Source organism: Rhodococcus sp. DN22, assembly GCF_036669995.1.
GTDB classification, from domain to species: domain Bacteria; phylum Actinomycetota; class Actinomycetes; order Mycobacteriales; family Mycobacteriaceae; genus Rhodococcus_F; species Rhodococcus_F erythropolis.
This window is the reverse complement of the sequence record NZ_CP133326.1, coordinates 6013655-6033345: the sequence shown is the minus strand read 5'-3', so window position 1 is coordinate 6033345 and position 19691 is coordinate 6013655. Positions and strand designations below refer to the sequence as shown.

The window sequence follows — 19691 nt, the reverse complement described above, 5'->3', positions numbered from 1 at the left end:
TGCTGCTGCCGCTGCTCCGAATCGGTGCAGCGGCAACAGTGTCGAGAAGAATTCGATCAGGAACCGAAGAGACCGCCCAGTGAACCGAGGCTGCCCGAACCGCCGTTCCCGCCGTCGTCAGGCGCAGCAGAAACCTTGACGACGGATTCGTCCGACGCGGACTGTGTGAATCCACTTCGCCCGGCGTATGACGCCTTGATCCGATGATCGCCCGTCGATGCGAAAGTGTGCGTCAGTCGCGCCACTCCATCGACTCCGACGACAACGGGCTGTCCGATGGGTTGGTCGCCGTCGTAGAACTGAACCGAGCCCCCGCCGGGGTTGGGGGTGACCGTCGCCGACAGTTCTGCCGCGACATTCTGCTTGGTCGTCGCGGGAGCTGCCAGTGAGGTCGAGGTGGTGACATCGGACGGTGCGGGATCAGACACGGTGACCGTTTGAGCGGGTGCCATCGACGGCATGAATCCTGTTGCACCGGAGTAGTAGGCCGAGACGGCATGAGATCCAGCCGAGGTGAAGGCATGTTCCAGAGTGGCTTTGCCGTCAGTGCCCACCGGGACCGGAGCGCCGATATCTGCAGCGCCGTCCTTGAACTGGAGAGTGCCACCGGTGGGTGTCGGCGTGACCTGCGCCCTCAGCGACACCGAAACGCCCGTCTTAGCATCGGTGGGAACGTTCACGGCCGTGTCGGTCTGCTTGACGACAGGTGCGGCAGTCACCGTGACCATTGCCTCGGTCGAGTTGGAACTCTGGAATCCGTTGACGCCCTGGAACGTTGCGGAGACCCGCGCGGTTCCGGCGGTGAAGAAGGTATGCGGTAGCCGGGCAGTGCCGTCGGCACCGGGCGTGACCGGTGTACCGACGTCGGCGCCGTCCACCCTGAACTGCACGTTTCCGTTGACCGGGGCCGGATCCACCTTTGCGACAAGCTCGGTCGGTGTGCTGGCTTGGATCGAGCCGGGCATCTGGATTGTGGTGGTTGTCGGTTGGCTGACGTAGATGGTGGTCAGGGCCTGCCCGCCGGCGTTGAGGCCGGAGTTCCTGTTGTCCCGCGGGGAGCAGTTGTAGCGCTCCCAGTAGTTGACTCCGAAGACGTCCTTTTCGCGCTGGACGAATGTGAGCGCATTTCGGTCGTCGTCGTAGTTGGCGGATCCCGGATCGGAAACTCGCAGTGAAGGCTTGATCTCGCTACCGGCCGCACCGGCTTTGACTGTGACGTCGACTGCGGGGAGTCGGAACTTGGTGTTGGCACCGACGATGATGCCGTCACTCGATCGAACTGCGGAGGACGGACCGTTTCCGATGGTCCGATTCGATCCGGAGATACGCAGGTGCGTACCGGATGCCGATGGATTACCGCCGTCGTCGATCCGTGTGACTGTCGGAGTGGCACTGTCGGATCCGAGGCCGTACGCACTGTCCGCCACAAGCTGGGAACTCACGAATTCGACGCCGGACGGGATGTCGAAGTCGTACTTGATCCGGGCCCAATGTACGACTCCACGGCTGGCATGACCGCCGCTGTTTGCCTTCATCTCGTTCGGCTGCACGCGGTAGGTGACGGTCTCACCTGGTGCCGCGGTGGTCGGCGCGGTGATGGTGACTCCCGAGCCGAGTGTCTCGTTGAACGTGATCGGGCTTGCCACACCGTCCATCTCGCGCACATGGCATGCAGTTGTGAAGGCCACGCTCTTGGTCTCGGGGGCAGCCGAGGCGATCCCGCCGCCGACGATGGAGAACAAGCCGCCGGCCAGTACCGAGACGGTTGCAATCGCAGAGCCGCGTAGGAGTTTCGAGTTCATCGTCGAATCCTGGTTTCTGTTCACAGTTTTCACGACCCGAATCCGGGGGTACCAAGGCTGCCGAGGCTACCGGTGCCAGGCTCGGGCTCGGACGGTTCGACGACGTTGATCGTCACGGCGCCCGACATCGACTCCATGAAACCGGCCGATCCCGTGTAGTACGCCGTGATGTTGTGGTCGCCCGCTGTTGTCATCGTGCGGTTGGCCTTCGCGACGCCGTTGACGACGGCCACCGGAGCGCCGAGGTCGACCCCTCCGTCACGGAACTGCACTGTTCCTCCCGACGGCCACGGAGTGACCGTTGCCGTCAGTTCCACGGAGTCACCGACGACGGCCTTACCGGGTGCGTCGATTCGCGTCTGTGTCTGAGCGAGGCTGGAGTCGACGTTGATCACGGCGAGCGGCCGGCCGCCGGCGTTCAATCCGGCCGAACGATTGTCGCGTGGTGAGCAATTGGTGGTCAGCCAGTATTTGACGCCGCCGAGCAGGGTCTCCTGCTGCAGGAAGGTCAGGTAGTTGGCGGCACTGTCGTAGGAACCCGAGTTGGAGTCGGACACGCGCAGCATGGGCTTGATCTGGGTGCCGACAGCCCCTGACGTGACGGTGACGTCGACTGCCGGGAGCTGGAACGTCTTTCCTCCACCGACCTCGATTCCGCCGCCGCCGTTGTCGTCGGTGTTGGGTCCGTTGCCCGCCGTGATGTTGTTGCCGGAGATACGAAGATGCGTCCCATTCGGATCGGGTGAACCGGCATCGTTCACCCGCGTGATCGTCGGGGCGACCCCACCCAGATTCGAGCTGGTGCCGGCCACGATCTGCGCCCCCACGTAGGAGGTGCCTGCAGGGATGTCGAAATCGAACTTGAGACGCGTCCAGTTCACGACGGACCTGAGGTCGTAACCGTCCTTGGGGACCGTCATCGGCTTGGGCGCGAGGCGGTATGTGAAGGTGGAGTTCGGCGGGACCACGGCCGGCGCACTGATCGTGACGCCGGAATCACGCGTCTCGTTGTGCGTGATCGGTCCGGGGAACTGCCACCCGTGGCACGATGCCGTGAACGGAAGGTCCACATCAGCGGCGGACGAGACTCCGGCTCCGCCGATCACGAGGGCAACGCATCCGGTCAACGACGCGGCCACCCCCACTCCTCGGCGCATCAACGTCGACACCATTCACATTCTCCTTGAGTAGCGCTCGACAAGATCGAGCTCTCGGCTTGAAGCCGGGTCCGGGAACCGGCCTCGAGCTGACAGAGAATCGAATACGTCTCGTCGTTTGCTCACTACCAGCTCAAACCCTGGAGAGGAGTAGAACACAGAGCGAGCCGCAAAATATGCGATTCGGACAAATTGTTGGACAAACGTCCAACCGGTGAAATTTCTCCACTTCTCCGACCGCTCTGCACTGCCTTAACGTGGCGTGAAGTGGGCCCGGTAAACGGTCAGGCGATCGCGCGGCGCATCAGGTCTGCCGTCTCCTTGTTGAATGCCACCAGTGTGACCGTCTCGACCTCGGTCTTCGCCGTGCGAATCGCTGAAACGGCCTGTCGGACGGCATCTTCCTTCGGCCAGCCGTAGACCCCTGCCGAGATCAACGGAAAGGCGACGGTACGGGCGCCGATCGAGTCGGCCACGGCGAGGCTGCGGGTGTACGCCGACCGAAGCAGACCGGATCGGTCCTCGGAGCGCGAATACCTCGGGCCGACGGTGTGAATCACGGCCTTGGCGTGCAGCTTTCCGGCGGTGGTGGCTACTGCCGCACCCACCGGCAGGCCGTCGGGAAGGCTGGTGTTGCGCAATACCTCGCAAGCCTTCAGGATCTCCGGTCCCCCGGCACGGTGGATCGCGCCGTCGACACCGCCGCCGCCGAGGAGCCTGGAGTTGGCCGCATTGACGATGGCGTCGACGGTCAGCGTCGTGATGTCACCTTCGACGACTGTAATAGCGGGCATGGATCCTCCTGTGTATCCGACGGCTGTGTGTCCGACGGACGCGTTTCCGACTGCCGTGTTCCAGAGTTCACGCTTCGGGCGAGCCCACGGCGTAGCCGAGCGTACGTCGTAGGGATCACGTCCGATCAACATCGAGTATCGCGCTGCAACCGACGGCGTGCGACTGTGCGCCTGAACGCAATGGAGGAGTACGCGCTTTCCCTCGGCCCGCAACGCCTGGACGGTGCGCGCTGCGTCGTCGAGAACGAACTCGAGGTTGGCGTTGGAATCGTGACCGTCGTCGACCAACCAGAACTCGACGTGATCAGGGGCGACCTGTCGTGTTCCCATGCGGCACAGGCTGACCACGGCGTCGTAGTCTGCAGTGGACACCGCATCGACGCCGCCGAGCATGACGCCGTCGTCGTGCGGGTGCGTCGTCAGGTGGTGGGTTCCGCGAAACCTCGAGTAGTCGAGTTCTGCCGTCGACGGCCATCCGTTCTTGTCGTCGGTACCGCCGCGAGCAGTCTTTATTGCCAGGCGAATCAGATCGGAGGAACGGTATCCCGGCCAGCCATGCATGATTCGGCGCCAACGGGCGGGAACCGCCGACGCTCCCCAGCGGGCGCCGAGGAGGCCACCCGCGATGGCCGCCGTCGTGTCGGTGTCCCCGCCGGCTCTTACTGCCGCTTCCAATGCGTACTGGAGGTGGCGAGCATCGCCATTGTCCGTGGAAGTGATTGCCCACCAAGCAGTCTGAAGTGCATGCACCACCCAACCGTTCTTGGAGAAGTCCTGCGGGTTCCCGGTTTCGGCCTGATCGAGCAGCGGGCCCCAGTATTCGGCGACGTCCTGATCGGCAACGGAGAGGAAGCCGCGAACACCGTCGAAGTTGCCGGAGACAACGGCATGGCGGATGGCATGGGTCCACAACTCGCACGCCTGTCCGGCACGCGGGTCGTCGTGCGTGAGTGAACTGATCCGGTGCGCTGCCGACCTGGCACCTTCTGCATCGTCCAAGTAGGAGAGGGCGACGGGAGCAGTCCGCATGAGCGAGCCGTTGCCGGCTTTGCGGCCGCTGATCGCCCGCGCACGATCCGCCATCGCCGCTGCGCTTTCGGAGCGGACGGACAACACTGCTCGCGTCTGGTTGCCGATGTCCGCGGGCTTCGAGTCGTACCACCGGATGAACTGTGCTGCAATGGCATCGAGACCGTCAGAGCTTCCGATGTCGATTCCGGTCGCGGCCACCTCGGCGATCGCAACTGCCATCGAGGTGTCGTCGGTCCATTCTCCCGGCGCCCAGTCGAACGGGCCGCCACCGATCATGTCGATCGTGACCTCGGCCTTCGGGTAGGTGAATTCGTAGCCGGCGCCGAGCGCGTCTCCTGCTGCGGTGCCGAGCAGAACGCCGGCCGCTCGATCGGACTGCTGTGCGGTGAGTTTCATAGCCACCTCTTCGGTTCGCGATGATCGTTTGATCAACTTTGCGCTAACCATAGATCATGTTTGAGATAACATGCAAGGGTGAATAAATGGACAGGCACGAGCGGCAAGGGATTGACGGACTATCCGCGTCCGTCTGTGGCAGTGGACGTCGCGGTGCTGACGTACAGCGGTGGATCTCTGAAAGTTCTGGTGGTTCTGCACCGTCTCGGTGCGCTGGCGCTACCGGGAACATTTCTGCACGAACGCGAATTGCTCACGGCCGCAGCCGATCGTGCCCTGTCGGTCAAGGCAGAGTTGGCCCAGACGAGCTTCCACCAGTTGGCGATCTTCGACCGACCGGACCGCGACGACCGTGGATGGGTTTTGTCGGTCGCACACACGGCTTGCCTACCGGAATCGGCACTGCCCGATTCGGCGCTTCTCGTCGATGTGTACGACGACGAGGCAGTGAGCGGACTCGCATTCGATCACGCCGACATGGTGCGACTCGCGGTCACGGACCTACGCACGAGGTATGCGTCGTACGTGGATCCGGACGGATTGTCGGGCGGGACGTTCACCGTCGCCGAACTTCGGGGACTCTACGAGGTGATCTTCGATCGTCCGTTCCAGAAGGACAGCTTCCGCCGGCAGGTGTTCGACGCGCTCGAAAGTACCGGCGAGATGAGCAGACCAGGTAACGGCCGACCCGCCGAGACGTACCGGAGGCGGGGTGACGGCGCACTGACTGCGCAGGCAATGGCATTTTTGACCGGATGAAGTGAAACGAATTCTTGCAGTTCTGCTGACCTGACGCGCTGAGCTGGGTAATGTCCGATTGATGGGTGCAGTTTCGAATGAAGCCGAGTCCAAGATTCCGACTGTCGTGTGGGGTACCGGCAACGTCGGGCGTGCATCGATTCGCGCTGTGACAGCCAATCCGGCCCTCGAACTTGTCGGCGTCATCGTTGCGAACCCCGAGAAGGTCGGGCGAGACGCCGGTGACCTCGCCGATCTGGGAGTGCACCTGGGCGTCGCGGCTACCGACGACGCCGATGCCGTGCTCGCAGCGTCTCCCGGCGCGGTGGTCTACGCGGCGTCCGGCGACATTCGGCCCGACGACGCGGTTGCCGACATCACGCGGGCACTGGCCGCCGGAGCTGTGGTGGTCACGCCGTCCGTATATGCGCTGTACGACCCGAAATCTGCGCCTCCCGAACTTCGTGATCCCGTCGAAGCTGCTGCCAAGGCGGGCGGCGGCGCTCTGTTCGTCTCCGGTATCGACCCAGGCTGGGGCAACGACATCCTGCCGATTCTCGTCAGCGGGCTCGCGGGGACAATCGACCAGATCCGGTGTCAGGAAATCTTCGACTACACGACCTACGAACAGCCGGATTCTGTCCGCTACCTGATCGGGATGGGTCAGCCGATGGACTACGAACCTCCCATGGTCGCGCCGACCGTACCCACCATGGTCTGGGGCGGGCAGATTCGGCTCATCGCCCGGGCACTCGGGGTGGAACTCGACGAGATCCGCGAGACCTTGCTGCGCCGCCCGCTCGAGGAAACCGTGTCGACCGAACATATGGGGGAGTTCGCGGCCGGCACCCAAGGCGCACTGCGATTCGAGGTTCAGGGAATCGTCGGCGGGGAACCACTGATCGTGATCGAACACGTCACGCGTATTCATCCGTCCTGTGCCCGCGACTGGCCGCTCCCGCCCGACGGCGGCGACGGCGCGCACAAGGTGATCGTCGAAGGACGACCACGAATCGAGATCAACGTCGAAGCCACCGATGAAGGTGGAAATCGCGCGGCCGGTGGAAATGCCACGGCCGTAGGACGTCTCGTCAACGCAATTCCCTGGCTACGTCAGGCTGAACCCGGTCTCTACGACGCGCTGGACGTTCCGCTCACACCCGGCGTCGGCAAGCTCGGTGCCCGAAACTCGGAGGTACTCACATGAATATCGACATACCCGAAGGCAAGAATCCGATCGGCTACGTGTGGGGAGAGATGGTCCCCGGCATCGGACCCGCGGCCGCCGGGTTCTCCCAAAAGGTCTACACGGACGGCACTCTCGGACTCCGCGAGTTCGAGGCGGCCAGGCTTCGGATCGCTCAGATCAACGGGTGCATCTTCTGTCAGGACTGGCGCACCGAGCGTGACGGCGAGACTGTGGAGTCGACGTTCGATCAGTCTGTCACCGACTGGCGCACCACCGATGCCTTCGACGACAGGACGCGCCTCGCTGCCGAATACGCCGAGAGATACGCCCTCGACCACCACGGACTCGACGACGAGTTCTGGGAACGCATGACCGCTCACTATTCCCAGCGAGAAATCGTCGAGTTGAGCATGTGCCTCGGATCGTGGTTGGCCTTCGGCCGGCTCAACCACGTCCTCGGCCTCGATACTCAATGTGTGTTGCCCGGTAACTGAACTAGTTGCCCAGCGTCGTCAGATCCGGGTAGTTCGAGACCTCCCAGCCGCCGTCGACGACCAGACTGGTTCCGGTGATGTACGAGGCGTCGTCGCTGGCGAGATAGAGGCAGGGGCCCGCGATCTCGTCGGGAGTTGCCGCTCGGGACATGGGGATTCGGCTGAGAAACATGTCGCGGGCGGGTTCGTAGTTCATGACCGGCGCGACCAGTGGCGTGTCGACCAGGCCGGGTAGAACGGCATTGACCCGGATCCCCGACGCAGCCAGTTCGATCGCGGCATTCTTGCTGAACATCTCGACTCCGGCTTTGCCTGTCGCGTATGCGCTCCCGTAGGGGCTCGGCACGTGCGCGTTCAATGAGGACACGTTGACTATCGCACCACCGCGACCGTGCTCTCGGATATGCCGCGCTTCATGTTTGGTGCAGAGGAAGACGCCCTTCTGCACCAGGTCGATGGTGAAGTCCCAGTCGGCCTCGTCGAGGTCGACGATCTGCCCCACCCTCGACGCACCGGCAACGTTGAAAGCCAGATCGATACCGCCGAATTCCGCCGCCGCCGCGGCAAGGGCCTCGGCAACATCGGATTCCTTGGTGACGTCAGTGGGAACGGCGAGGAAGGCCCCGCCGTGCTGGGAGGCTATCTCTTTCAAACCCTCTGCAGCGATGTCGATTCCAGCTACCTGTGCGCCTTCGTCGATAAGCCTTAGTGCGATGGCTGCACCGATACCTGATGCTGCTCCAGTGACGACTGCTGTTTTCCCGGCAAATCTGGACGTGTTAATGGGCACCTGCTTTCAAGAACTTTCCGGTTCGGCGGTTGCCGAGAACGGGTGCTGCTTCTCCGTCGCCGAAGACGTACTCGCCGCCGACGAACACTGCGGTGACGGTCTGGTCGTTGCGATTGACCATGCGGGAGAGGTTGTCGTACTCCACAACCGGGCTTTCCGCGTACGCGTCGAGCGAATCGTCGAGATGAGCGGGATCGATCACAACCAGGTCGGCGCGATCACCTAATCGAAGGTGCCCGGCATCGATGTCGTACCACTCGGCGAGTTCACCGGTGAGACGATGCACCGCTGCCTCGACGGTCATGAACGGACGGCCGACCTTTTGGGCATCGTAGACACGTCGTAGTAGGCGTAAGCCGAAGTTGTAGAACGCCATGTTGCGCAAATGCGCTCCGGCGTCGGAGAACCCGAGTTGGACGCCATTGTCCTGGGCGAACTTGTCCAAAACCTCCGGCCGGTGGTTCGAGATGGTTGTGCGCCAACGCACTTTCGTGCCGTGTTCGAGGACCAGATCCAGGAATGCATCGACAGGGTGGAGGCCGCCACGTTCGACGCCGACCTGCCCGAAGCTCTTGCCGACCAGGGATTCGTCGGGGCAGGAGACGATCTCGGCGTCGAAGAAATCGCGATGCCAAACTTTGACACCGAACTTCTGGTCGTAGTCCTTGCGGAATTGTCGACGGTAATCCTCGCTCTGCATGAGGACGTTGCGTTCCATCTCGTCGGTCAGATGCAGTGCTGCAGCGCCAGATCCGAACTCCTCGAAGACAACCAGGTCGATGCCGTCGGCATATACCTCGAAGGGAACTGGCAGGTGCTGCCAGCGCAGGTCGCCGCCGAGTTGATTGACCAAGTGTGCCAGTGGGCCGAGTATCACCACGGCCAACTTGTTGGACTTGATGTCGGCCGCCGAAAGCATGCTCGTCTTGAGTCGCTTACGCCAGATACCCGCGCTGGAGAACGCCATCGCTCCGGTACTCATCGGGTTGGAGAGGTCAGGTCCGGCCTGAAATACCCGTCCCCGACGGCGCAGGATCGCATTGAGTCGGCGTCGTTCTTTCGTGGTTGCATACGTCGACGGCAGCGTGCGTGAGCGGCAGGTCTCGCCGTCGAGTTTGTCGAACAACAATTGCTGACTGGACATCCCGACGAATCCTGCGTCGAGAGCTTCGGTCAACTGTGCTTCCATCGACGCGAGTTCGGCGTCTGTGGGATGGACGTCCTTCCTGGTAGCACGATCCAGTCCCATCTCGGCGGCCCGCATATCGGAGTGTCCGATGAAGGCTGCAACGTTGGGACCTAGCGGAAGCGCCTCTAGTGCAGCAACATACTCGCTCGCAGAGTTCCAGGTCTTGGCACGGTTGAGTGCGTCGACGACGTGCTTACGCGGAATTGCCTCTACTCTGCCGAAGAGATCACCCGCGTCGGAGGGGCTGGCGTGAATGGTGGACAGGGAACACGATCCGACAAAGATCGACGTGACCCCGTGTCTGAGCGATTCGCTCAGTGCCGGGCCTTCGAGGATCTCGACGTCGTAGTGGGTGTGGATGTCCACGATGCCCGGGATCACCCACTTGCGTCTCGCGTCGATGACACGGGGACAGTCGGTTTCGTCGAGTGGATCGAGGGAGATGGCAGTAACCAACCCATCGCGGATACCCAGATTGCGGACAGCTGGTTTGGCCCCGGTGCCGTCGAACCACAGACCGTTGTTGATCACGGCGTCGTAGGTCATGAGAGAACCACCTTTGCACGTATCGTTTTTCCGGTTGCATTGCGGGGCAGAGGAGTTGTGCTCAGTTTCCACTTCACCGGCACCTTGAAGTAAGCCAGTCGTTCGGCGACGTAGTCGCGTAGTTCTTCTTCGCCGGCGGCTCCCTCACTCCGCAAAACGACGACGGCTGCAACTTCTTGGCCGAGGTCTGCCGAATCAATGCCGATCACAGCGCATTCGAGTACGGCGGGATGCTCGTCGATGGTCTGCTCGATTTCGAGAGGGTAGACGTTCTCGCCGCCGCGCAGGATCAGATCGGACCGGCGACCCGTCAGACGGAGCCGGCCGTCCTCGAACACTCCGAAGTCGCCGGTTCGGAGCCATCGATCAGGACCGATAGCGGCTGCAGTCGCGGTCTCGTCGTTCCAGTACCCCAACATCACATAGGCGCTGCGCGCACAGATCTCACCTTCCTCGCCGTCGGGGACTGCAACACCGAAGGGGTCGCGCACCTCCACGCTCACCCCGATGATCGGCCGGCCGAGAGTTCCGGGGAACGCGGCAAGTTCCGGTGGTGTGGCAACTGAAATGCCGGTGGAGGATTCGGTGAGCCCGTAGCTGTCGACCAAGGTGTGCTGCGCAAAAGGCAGTCGTGCGCGCAGTCGGTCCTGCAAGGCCGGAGATGACGGCGCAGACGCGAGCGCAAAGGCGCTCAGTGAGGTCAGGTCGTACTTCTCGAGACTGCCGTACTCGAGGAGACGGGTTGCCATGGTGGGGACCACCGCCCAGTTTGTGACCTTCTCGCGTTCGACGAGGGAAAGGACTTCGTCGACGTCGAAGGCGCCCTGATGGATGACCACCGCTCCGCCCGTCGCGAGTCGTGGGATCGCCAGGTTATGCAGGCTTGCAATGTGAAACAGCGGCGCGGTCAGCAGATACCGCAAGTCACTCGGTCGGCCGTCGCTGGGTTTGCCGGTGAACGCCGCAGCGAGGCGATCGCTGTAGCGGTGGTAGTCGATGACGGCCAACACGTTTCGGTGACTGTGAACAGCCCCCTTGGGGCGGCCACTGGTTCCGCTCGTGTACAGGATGACGGCCGGATCGTCCTCGTTGACGGAAGTACGGGGCAGTGTCGATCCCGAATACTTCTCCATCAAGGTAGGTAGATCTTCTTCCATCGTGAGTACGGGAACATCGGTGTTCAGTTCGGAAAGAATCTGCGCGCGTTTGGCGTCGGCGATCACCACTGTGGGGGTGGTGTGATCGATGCCGTACGCCACCTCGCGGGCCACCCACCACGAGTTGAATCCGACGGCGATGGCACCGAGGGACTGAGCCGCCCAGAAGGTCATCACCCATTCCGGCGTATTGGCAGCAAGTATGCCGACCCGATCACCCTTGCGGACGCCGTACCGCTCGCGGAGCGCCGTCGCCAATGCTGCTACGGCCTCGCCGTGCTCGAGGTAGCTGAAGCGTCGGTCCTTGGTCACCAGATAGTCGCGTGATCCGTAGTCGAAGGATGCAGCGAGCACGTCGCCGAGTGCCTTGTCACGGTTCTTCATGACGGGCATCGAACTGCCCAGTACATCCTCGACTTGCATCTCGAAAGGACCACCGGGGCCGGTCAGCCCGGCCATGACGGACGCGATGAATGCTTGTGTATCAGCGGAAGTAGTCACGTGAAGTGCCTTTCGAAGATTAGGGTACGAGCACTGCGCGTCCGGTGACCTTGCCGTGTTCGAGACGGTCGAGTGCGTCGCGGGCATCAGCGAGGTCGAAGCGGGCTACTTCTACCGTTACCAGACCGGCCTGTGCCAGGGCGATGGAATCGACGAGGTCGTTTCTGGTGCCGCCGTACGACTTCCGGATCGATGCGCCCCACGGCCAGCCTGGTCCGCCGGCAGCTTCGGCAGTGATTCCGGGGTTTCCGCCTCCGAGACCTACCATGCGATACGCGCCGTTCGGCGCAACCGCTTGAACGGACATCTGTGCAGTTGCGTCGATACCGACGAAGTCGAAGATGACTTCTGCGCCTCTGGCCGATGTGAGGTCGAGGATGTGCTGCGCGGTGTCCGGTCCCGATTCGAGCGTGATGTCGGCGCCGCAACGTTTGGCGAGATCGAGTTGATCCTGTCCGACATCGACGGCGATGATGCGCACGGCACTGATTGCGCGAAGTATCTGTACTGCAACGTGACCGAGTCCGCCGACGCCGATCACGACGGCGGTGGCACCGGGCTGGAGATGTTCGCGGGCACCGCGAATGGCGTGGTAGCTCGTCAGTGCCGCATCGGCGAGAGGTGCGGCCTGCAGGAAGTCGAGGTCTCCGATGGGTACGAATGAGCGAGCCGGGATCTTGACGTACTCGGCCATCCCGCCTTCGGGACCAAGCCCGGGGCAGGGCGGCATCGCGGTGCGTCCAGCGGCGAGGCACATATTCTCGTTGCCGCTCATGCATTCTCGGCACTGTCCACATGACCAACAGAGGTAGACGACGCCACGCTCTCCGACGGAACGGCCGTCGACGCCACTCCCGACGGCTTCGATCGTTCCGGCAATTTCGTGGCCGATAGTCAGCGGTTCTTCGCGCATCTTGTACGGAAAGTGCAGGAGATGGAGATCGGAGTGGCAGATTCCAGCTGCGCCCACCCGAATCAGTAGTTCCGACGGGCCGATCTCCGGGACCGGCACGTCGTTGATTTCCAGGAGCCCGGGCCCCATGAGCTGGGCTGCCTTCATGAGCTGACCTCGCTGACCTCGGAGTTGTATGCGGCGCTCAGGTACGCGTTGCTGCGGTCGGATCCGATCAGGCCCGGTGCCATCTTGTTCATGACGTAGGCGAAGGTCATCCGTCGGTCCAGATCGTTGACCAGCATCGAGCCGCCGATACCTGCCCACCAGCAGGTGCGCCCGTCGGGAATCAGTGGCGCGGTAACCGGATGTGGCAGTCCGTAGCCGATGCCGAACTTGAGTGGTGTCATGATCCCGAGATCGATACCGTCGGCTTGGATCTCGAAGATCAGGTCGATGGTGCTCTGCGAGAGCAGCTTCCGGCCGTCGAGCACACCACCGTTCGAGATCAGGGATTGGACCCGAGCGATAGAACGTGCGTTGCCGTGGCCGTTGACTGCGCCGATCTCGGCTTCCCGCCAGGGTGCGGTGTTGACCTCGGGGTAGTCGAGCAGTGGGCAGGTCAGGGTCTTGATGAAGATGCTGTCCTGGTCGAGCGTGGACAGGTCGAACTCCAACGCGGGCGGCGGAACCATGGTGGCGATTCGACCGAAATGCTCTGCGGACGTGCCGATATGGAAGTCGGCTCCCAGTGGACCGGAAAGCTCTTCGGCAAAGAACCTGCCGAGAGTTCGCCCGTCGATGCGACGAATGACCTCACCGACGAGATGGCCGTAGTTGATCGCGTGATAGCCCGACGCCGTACCCGGGGTCCACCAAGGCTTCTGGGTAGCGAGGCGAGCGGTGGACGCCTCGAGGTCGTAGATGTCCGTCAGTTCGATCGGGCGCTCCCAACCGGAGACGCCAGACGTATGCGACAGGAGGTGGCGAACTTCGATGTCTTCCTTACCGTTTGCCGCAAATTCGGGCCAGTAGTGAGCAACTTTCTGGTACACGTCCAATTGGCCGCGTTCGACCAGCAGGAGCGCACACAGGGCCGTCATGGTCTTGGTGATGGAGAACGTGTTGACGATGGTGTCGCTGCCCCATAGAGTGGTACGGGATTCGTCGGCGTACCCGCCCCAGAGATCGACCACGGATTCTCCGGCGACGGTGATGGCAACAGAGCCGCCGAGTTCTTCACCGGATTCGAGTTGAGCCTCGAAGGCGGTGCGGACGGCGTCGAACTCGTTGTCGCAGTGACCGTTCACCAGACTCATGCGCGATCCGCCTTCTCGAGTTCGTGTGCTGCTGCACGCGCGGCAACAGGTAGCTTGTTTCCGGAGGCCGCAGCACGCTTGGTGCCCTTGGCGATTTCCTTGTTCATGTTGCGGACGTAGGGATCGAACTCGAGCTGAATCGTGTGGCGTGGTGACTTGTAATAGGGGGCGAGGAAGTACGCCTCGTCGGCTTTGGTGATCTCCTGCATCTCGTTCGCGGACGGCAGTTGGTATTTACCGGTGAGGTAGGCCGCGACGAGCTTGCTCTGCTGCTCGGCGAAGTTGACGAGCGTCGGCATGGGCTGCGCGAGTCCCATGAAGAAGAGGTTGTCGATTCCGGGCTTCATCATTCGTTTGAACAGTGGGAATCGGTTGTCCTTGTCCGGCAGCAGATTCGGATCACTGAAGAAGGGGAAGCTGATGTTGTAGCCGGTGGCGCAGATGACCACGTCGACGTCCTCGGCGGTGCCGTCCGCGAAGTGAACCTGCTTTCCGTCGAGTTTGGTGATGGCAGGCTTGAAGGTTATGTCGCCTGACCCGGCGCGTCCGAGGAACTCGCCGCTGGCCGACGGGTGGGCCTCGAAGGGGCGGTGGTCCGGCTTCGGCAGACCGTAGCCTTCCATCGTTCCCAGATTCTTGCCGAGGAATCGACGACTCAGGAACAGTCGTAGACCACGCGGCATCCAGGGCGGGGTGATCAGTTTGTCGCCGGGTACACCGCCGAGATATTTCGGCAGTACCCAGACTCCACGGCGAGCCGACACGATGAGCTTGTCGGCGAGGTATCTCTGGCCCAGTTCGGAGGCAATATCCAAGCCGGAGTTGCCCATTCCGACCACGACTACCTTTTTGCCGCGCATGTCGACCGGGTCGAACGGGTCGTTGTAGCTGTGGCTGTGCATGAGGACCCCGTCGAACTCACCGGGGTAGTCCGGGATGTTGGGATCCCAATGATGTCCGTTGCAGACCATCAGGACGTCGTAGGTGCGAACTTCGCCGTCCGAGCGCGTGATGGTCCACAGCCAGTCTGTATCACGTTCTGCTGCAACAACACTGGTGTTGAAGATGATCGACTCACGCAGTCCGAAGTGCTCGACGTAGTCCTTGAAGTACTGGAAGAGTTCGGAGTGGTGCGGGAAGTCGGGAAGGTCAGCGGAGACCGGGAAGTCCTCGAATGCCAAGCGCCACTTCGACGTGTCGATATGCAGGCTCTGGTAGCAGGCCGACATCCCGTTGGGATTCTTGTAGTACCAGTTTCCGCCGACCTCGTCGGACGCTTCGTAGCAGTCGAAGGGTATTCCGAATTCCTTCATTCGCTTGGCCGTCGTGATTCCGGTAGGCCCGGCGCCGATGATGCACACGCTCGGCAAGGGGGAGGGGCTCATACGCCATCGCTTTCTGTTCTGTCTCGGGCGTGCGAGAAGAAGAATCGAATCCCGAGAAGTGACTTGAGTCATAGTGCGCCACTCGCTGACATTGTGTCAATGAATGACGCAATGTTTTTTGGTGACGGCGAGTCGGTGATTTGCCAGGAGGTTGAAATGCGAGCAAGGTGGGCGACGTGAGCACGACTACGGACGGCCCGAAGAACAGGCGGGGAACACTTCGCGACGAGCAGAAACGCGCGACGCGGGCCAAACTCGTGGACGCCGCACGCACTCTGTTCGAGGAGCGGGGATACGCGGCCGTGACGGTCGATGACATCGCCTCGGTCGTCGGATGCAGTCGAGCCACGTTCTACGTGCATTTCGCCAGCAAGGTGGAGATGCTCAAGACGATCGGCGCGGCCGGGATGGCGGCGAGTGCGTTCGCTTTCTACATCGATCTCGATCGGGTTCTCGACACGAACTCTCGCGTGGAATTCACGGCTTGGCTGGAGCGTGCCTTCGACTGGTTCGACGAGAACAAACGCCTGCTGCCGGCCTGGGACGAGGCCGTGGCACTCGAACCGGAGTTCCGCGAGACAGCGCGAGACGGTATGACCCAACTACCGAATGCCATGCCCAAGTACCTGGGCCGTTGGCCGGCGGAACAGCACGACGAGGCACGGTTGCGCGTCGAACTGCTCGTGAGTCAGTTGGAGCGATTCTTCACACGCTGGGCCGTGCAGGGGACAATCGATGTGACGCGGATTCAGGCCGCCGAAGTTCTGACCGACATCTGGTTCCCGGCTCTGTCTCCGCAATCGAAGGGCGTCGGCGAGCGGTAGAGGCTAGCTCGGATCGATCTCCACACTGATCGCGCCGGTGAGCAGTTCTCTGGCTCGTTCGATGGGGATCGAGCCGCTCAGCCAGCGCTCACTCAAACCCTCGACCAGGGCGGTGAGTCGCTCGGCGGCGTCGGCCGGGCTTGCCTTCGGGTCAGCGAGTCCGGCGTCCTGCGCTTGGCGGATCAAAGATTCGACGTCGTCTGCCCACTCTTGCGTCGTGGTGCGTAGCGGTTCGCGCAGTTCGTCGGCGAAGACTGCGCTTGCTCGGAGTTCACCCCAGGCGATGCTGTTCTCTCGAATCTTCGGGGCATTCTGAAACTCCAGCAGGAGCATCTGCTCGAGCTGCGCACGAGGGTCTGTCTCCGTGAAGGCGCTTTCGGTGTACAGCGCGGCGCGATCGTTGATGTGATCGAGGGCCCGGCGCAGCACACCTGCACGGTTCTGGAAGTGGTAGTAGATGAGTGCCGTCGACACTCCGGCCTCGGCAGCGAGCGTCTCCACCCTCAGCCCGCGTACGCCGTGTTGGGCAATGACGCGGACTGCTGCTTCCAAGATTTGCGTTTGGCGGTTCGACACGAGTCCGAATTCTACGAGGGTGGTCGGGACAGGTTTCTAGTCCGCGGGTTCCTGCTGGGTGGTGCAGTGAATGCCGCCACCACCCGCGGCGATGGCGTCGATGTTGATCTGCACGACACGGCGGTCGGGGAAGAGGCGCTCCAATTCACTTCTGGCGGCCTGGTCGGCCTCGGGGTCACCGAACTCGGGTGCGATGACCGCCCCATTGCATACGTAGAAGTTGATATATCCGGCTGCGAAATCGTCCGATTCGAAGTCGGGCCTGATCGCGACCGGCGCCTCGAGGACCACCACTTCCAGCTTCCGTCCCCGTGCGTCGGTCGCGTTCTGGAGAATCTCGAGGTGACGTGCGGTCACGTCGTGGTCGAACGACTCCGGGTCTGTGTCGAGGCCTGCGACCACGACACCTGGGCGTGCGAAACGGGCGTAGAAGTCCGTGTGGCCGTCCGTGATGTCCTTGCCGGCGATTCCCGGTAGCCAGATGATCTTGTCGAGACCGAGCAGGGGGCCGAGTTCGGCTTCGACGTCCGACTTCGACCATCCCGGGTTGCGGTTGTTGTTGAGTACACAGCTTTCGGTGATGATGGCTGTGCCTTCGCCGTCGACCTCGATGCCGCCGCCTTCGAGGATCAGGTCGGTAGGCAATGATTCGACTCCCGCGCGGGCGGCAACGAAAGCTGCGACCTGGCCGTCCTGATCAAAATCCTGCTTCTCGCCCCAACCGTTGAAGTTGAAATCGATACCCGCTTTGGTCCCGTTGCCTTTCACGAATACAGGGCCGGTGTCGCGCATCCAGAGGTCGTCGAGAGGCGCGGCGATCAGTTCGACCGATGGGCCGACGAGGGAGCGAGCCAAGTCCAGTTCCTCGGAACGAACAAGCATCGAGACGGGCTCGAACTGCGCGATGGTCTGCGCGATCGTCGCGAGGTTGCGCTGGACCTCGGGCAGGAGGGCTGCTCCCCAGATCGCTTCGCTGGCACCGAACGCCATCCAGGTGCGCTTGTGCGGATCCCCCTCTTCCGGCATCACCCACTCGCGAAGATCGTTGCTGCCATCGCTCCCGCGCGAGGCTGAGTCGGAATCGCCGCAACCTGCCAAAAAGAGGCCACTGAGCGCAGCGGCGCCTGCCTGAATGAACCGACGTCTTTGCGTTGCGGTGACTCCTTGTGCTGTGTGCGTGCGCGCCCGGTCCGCGTCCTGCTTGCATGGAGCGTAAACCTTGACTGAAAATTTAGTCAAGGAAGTAGTGCCAGTTTGAGACCGTTTCGGCGGGCGACACGACGGATCGAAGGACTCATCTGTCGGAAGGTCACGAGTCGATGAGTCCTTCGACCGTTCCCCGCCATCCGCGGCGCTGGTAGTCCCGGGGCGACATGCCGTGGGCACCGATGAAGACCTTGGTGAATCCGGACGCGTGCGCGTAGCCGAGTCGACGGGCGGTCTCTCCGGCCGAGAAGCCCTCCTCGAGATAAGCGCGGGCGAGGGTCATCCGCAACTGACCGCGCCAGCGCGGGAAGCTCTGGCCGGTGGCCGCTACGAAGCGTTTGTGGAGCAGGCCCTCGTCGACGCCGAGTCGAGCGCTCCACTCCGGCAGCGTGCGCGAATCGGTGGGGTCCGCGCGGAGTGCGGTAAGGATCGTTTCGACAGGATCGGTTCGGCCGCCGGGTGTCCGCGTCGCCGCGCTGTTTCGGATCAGCCTCGAGATCCTCGCTGGGTCATGGATCTCGGGGCGCAGAAGGGTGTAATTCGCAACGACCGTGTGCAACAGATACGCCTCCGCTTCGCGCGCGAAGTGCAGCACTCGTGGCGGCGGTGCAGTGACGGGAGAGTCGCCAGGCTGGGATCCGAGCGGAAGTAGAAGCGAACCCTCCGCGATCTCGACGCTGTTGCGTACTCCCGCGGGAAGCCACATCGCGTCGCCCCGCCTCAGATTCCAGGTTCGGTCGCCGAAAGTGACCCGGGCGGAGCCTCGGTAGATCCAGACGACGACGTGAAAGTTGTTGACCCTGGCCCACGTTCCGCTTGCGGGAATCGTCGGCGGTATCGGCGCCGAGCCTGAGTGGGCGCCTTCCTCGGACAAGAGTGCGACGCTCTGTGCCAAGGTCTCGTTCTCATGGATCGGCGCTGAGCCTTGGTTTGCACGTGTGTAGTCACTGGGTGTCACACCGGTGTGTTCACGGAAGGCGCGGGTGAATCCCGCGGGCGTCGCGAATCCGACCTGCCCACCCGTCCATCCGATTTCGCGGCCGGAGTTCAGGTATGCGATTGCTGCCGCGATCCGGGCCGAGGTGCGCCAACGCGCGAAAGGCAACCCCGTCTCCTCCGTGAATCGGCGCTGCAGGGTGCGGACGCCGATCTTGAGTTGCCGGGCGAACTGGGAAAGCTCCGTGTCGTCGGCTGGCGTCCGTAGAAGCGTGCGAGCGATCTCGAGGGTCTCGGCCGAGCGTGGCAAATTCGGTGGGGCGTACGACACCGAAGCGTCGGCGTCGTTGGAATGGGCCCCCGCGACAAGCTCGAGTAGTCCGGCCCCCACAGTCGCCCCACCGCGCAGAAATCCCAAGTTGTGCGCGAACTGGTGGACGAGCCAGTCCTGCCAGGCTGCCGGGATCTCGAAATCGATAATCCGGTTCAACGTGGGCGGCAGGTCGGCAGCGGGCATCGGAATGGGAAACGCGACCGCTCCCGGGTCGACTCGGATGCTGTAGGCGATTCCCGCGGGCACCCAGGTTGCCGCCCCAGCGGTCACGCTGCGGGTGCGGTCGCCAATCTGTAGTTCCGCGTGTCCGGTGTGTACCCAGAAGAGCAGTGGCTCACGTGCATTCGCGATCAAGGAGAGTCGGGACGCGGGGATCTCGGGGACTTCGCCCGCGGAGAACACCAACCGTGGTCCCACGTATGCCCTCCCGATTC

At 62.7% G+C, this 19691-nt stretch carries 16 protein-coding genes; 4 read left to right on the top strand and 12 right to left on the bottom strand.

Annotated elements, in window-relative coordinates; translation table 11 throughout:
* Window positions 1–56: 56 nt before the first annotated feature.
* The 3 genes from RA302_RS27825 to RA302_RS27815 all read right to left on the bottom strand — a co-directional run bounded on the left by RA302_RS27825 (window position 57) and on the right by RA302_RS27815 (window position 5181).
* Complete coding sequence (locus RA302_RS27825; RefSeq protein WP_230587533.1) at window positions 57–1802, bottom strand: Ig-like domain-containing protein; 1746 nt, start codon at window positions 1800–1802, stop codon at window positions 57–59.
* 29 nt (window positions 1803–1831) lie between these two features.
* A complete protein-coding gene (locus RA302_RS27820; protein ID WP_030536192.1) occupies window positions 1832–2974 on the bottom strand; it encodes an Ig-like domain-containing protein in 1143 nt (380 codons plus the stop codon).
* A gap of 269 nt (window positions 2975–3243) precedes the next feature.
* Window positions 3244–5181 carry an O-acetyl-ADP-ribose deacetylase gene (locus RA302_RS27815; protein ID WP_030536191.1) on the bottom strand — a complete coding sequence of 646 codons (1938 nt, stop codon included), beginning with the start codon at window positions 5179–5181 and terminating at the stop codon, window positions 3244–3246.
* Window positions 5182–5259: 78 nt separating this feature from the next.
* Between RA302_RS27815 and RA302_RS27810 the strand changes: the two genes are divergently transcribed.
* The 3 genes from RA302_RS27810 to RA302_RS27800 all read left to right on the top strand — a co-directional run bounded on the left by RA302_RS27810 (window position 5260) and on the right by RA302_RS27800 (window position 7602).
* Complete coding sequence (locus RA302_RS27810) at window positions 5260–5940, top strand: NUDIX hydrolase (RefSeq protein ID WP_030536190.1); 681 nt, start codon at window positions 5260–5262, stop codon at window positions 5938–5940.
* A 61-nt stretch (window positions 5941–6001) separates the two neighbouring features.
* Complete coding sequence (locus RA302_RS27805) at window positions 6002–7126, top strand: dihydrodipicolinate reductase (protein ID WP_030536189.1); 1125 nt, start codon at window positions 6002–6004, stop codon at window positions 7124–7126.
* Window positions 7123–7602 carry a carboxymuconolactone decarboxylase family protein gene (locus RA302_RS27800; protein WP_003943220.1) on the top strand — a complete coding sequence of 160 codons (480 nt, stop codon included), beginning with the start codon at window positions 7123–7125 and terminating at the stop codon, window positions 7600–7602. The genes RA302_RS27805 and RA302_RS27800 overlap by 4 nt, the downstream gene beginning before the upstream one ends.
* A 1-nt stretch (window position 7603) precedes the next feature.
* Here RA302_RS27800 and RA302_RS27795 read toward each other — a convergent pair whose 3' ends face one another.
* From RA302_RS27795 to RA302_RS27770, 6 genes are read right to left on the bottom strand one after another with little or no spacing between them, the layout of a single operon-like run.
* Entirely contained in the window at window positions 7604–8392 is a 789-nt protein-coding gene (locus RA302_RS27795; protein ID WP_030536188.1) for an SDR family NAD(P)-dependent oxidoreductase, read from the bottom strand.
* Window positions 8382–10127, bottom strand: a complete 1746-nt coding sequence (locus RA302_RS27790; RefSeq protein WP_030536187.1) for a hypothetical protein — start codon at window positions 10125–10127, stop codon at window positions 8382–8384. The genes RA302_RS27795 and RA302_RS27790 overlap by 11 nt, the downstream gene beginning before the upstream one ends.
* On the bottom strand, window positions 10124–11785 hold the full coding sequence (locus tag RA302_RS27785; protein ID WP_007730286.1) for a class I adenylate-forming enzyme family protein: 1662 nt from the start codon (window positions 11783–11785) through the stop codon (window positions 10124–10126). Before RA302_RS27785 ends, RA302_RS27790 begins: the two co-directional genes overlap by 4 nt.
* Before the next feature lie 19 nt (window positions 11786–11804).
* Complete coding sequence (locus RA302_RS27780; protein ID WP_030536186.1) at window positions 11805–12845, bottom strand: NAD(P)-dependent alcohol dehydrogenase; 1041 nt, start codon at window positions 12843–12845, stop codon at window positions 11805–11807.
* Complete coding sequence (locus RA302_RS27775) at window positions 12842–13996, bottom strand: EstA family serine hydrolase (protein WP_030536185.1); 1155 nt, start codon at window positions 13994–13996, stop codon at window positions 12842–12844. Before RA302_RS27775 ends, RA302_RS27780 begins: the two co-directional genes overlap by 4 nt.
* Complete coding sequence (locus tag RA302_RS27770) at window positions 13993–15381, bottom strand: NAD(P)-binding domain-containing protein (RefSeq protein WP_176742032.1); 1389 nt, start codon at window positions 15379–15381, stop codon at window positions 13993–13995. The genes RA302_RS27775 and RA302_RS27770 overlap by 4 nt, the downstream gene beginning before the upstream one ends.
* 167 nt (window positions 15382–15548) lie before the next feature.
* Here RA302_RS27770 and RA302_RS27765 point away from each other — a divergent pair, with 167 nt between their 5' ends.
* Entirely contained in the window at window positions 15549–16205 is a 657-nt protein-coding gene (locus RA302_RS27765) for a TetR/AcrR family transcriptional regulator (RefSeq protein WP_030536183.1), read from the top strand.
* 3 nt (window positions 16206–16208) lie between these two features.
* On the opposite strand, the gene RA302_RS27760 is transcribed toward RA302_RS27765, so the two are convergent.
* From RA302_RS27760 to RA302_RS27750, 3 genes are all read right to left on the bottom strand, one after another.
* Entirely contained in the window at window positions 16209–16781 is a 573-nt protein-coding gene (locus tag RA302_RS27760) for a TetR/AcrR family transcriptional regulator (RefSeq protein WP_007730294.1), read from the bottom strand.
* Window positions 16782–16817: 36 nt separating this feature from the next.
* Window positions 16818–17915 (bottom strand): agmatine deiminase family protein, encoded by a 1098-nt coding sequence (locus RA302_RS27755; RefSeq protein ID WP_037126300.1) that lies wholly within the window; start codon window positions 17913–17915, stop codon window positions 16818–16820.
* Window positions 17916–18090: 175 nt separating this feature from the next.
* On the bottom strand, window positions 18091–19674 hold the full coding sequence (locus RA302_RS27750) for a helix-turn-helix domain-containing protein (protein ID WP_030536181.1): 1584 nt from the start codon (window positions 19672–19674) through the stop codon (window positions 18091–18093).
* Window positions 19675–19691: the final 17 nt, after the last annotated feature.

What these genes read in the sequence shown, in the direction of transcription:
- RA302_RS27825 (WP_230587533.1), bottom strand. Translation starts at nt 1,802, where the DNA reads ATGAACTCGAAACTCCTACGCGGCTCTGCGATTGCAACCGTCTCGGTA.
- RA302_RS27800 (WP_003943220.1), top strand. Translation starts at nt 7,123, where the DNA reads ATGAATATCGACATACCCGAAGGCAAGAATCCGATCGGCTACGTGTGG.
- RA302_RS27820 (WP_030536192.1), bottom strand. Translation starts at nt 2,974, where the DNA reads ATGGTGTCGACGTTGATGCGCCGAGGAGTGGGGGTGGCCGCGTCGTTG.
- RA302_RS27815 (WP_030536191.1), bottom strand. Translation starts at nt 5,181, where the DNA reads ATGAAACTCACCGCACAGCAGTCCGATCGAGCGGCCGGCGTTCTGCTC.
- RA302_RS27775 (WP_030536185.1), bottom strand. Translation starts at nt 13,996, where the DNA reads ATGAGTCTGGTGAACGGTCACTGCGACAACGAGTTCGACGCCGTCCGC.
- RA302_RS27790 (WP_030536187.1), bottom strand. Translation starts at nt 10,127, where the DNA reads ATGACCTACGACGCCGTGATCAACAACGGTCTGTGGTTCGACGGCACC.
- RA302_RS27780 (WP_030536186.1), bottom strand. Translation starts at nt 12,845, where the DNA reads ATGAAGGCAGCCCAGCTCATGGGGCCCGGGCTCCTGGAAATCAACGAC.
- RA302_RS27805 (WP_030536189.1), top strand. Translation starts at nt 6,002, where the DNA reads ATGGGTGCAGTTTCGAATGAAGCCGAGTCCAAGATTCCGACTGTCGTG.
- RA302_RS27770 (WP_176742032.1), bottom strand. Translation starts at nt 15,381, where the DNA reads ATGAGCCCCTCCCCCTTGCCGAGCGTGTGCATCATCGGCGCCGGGCCT.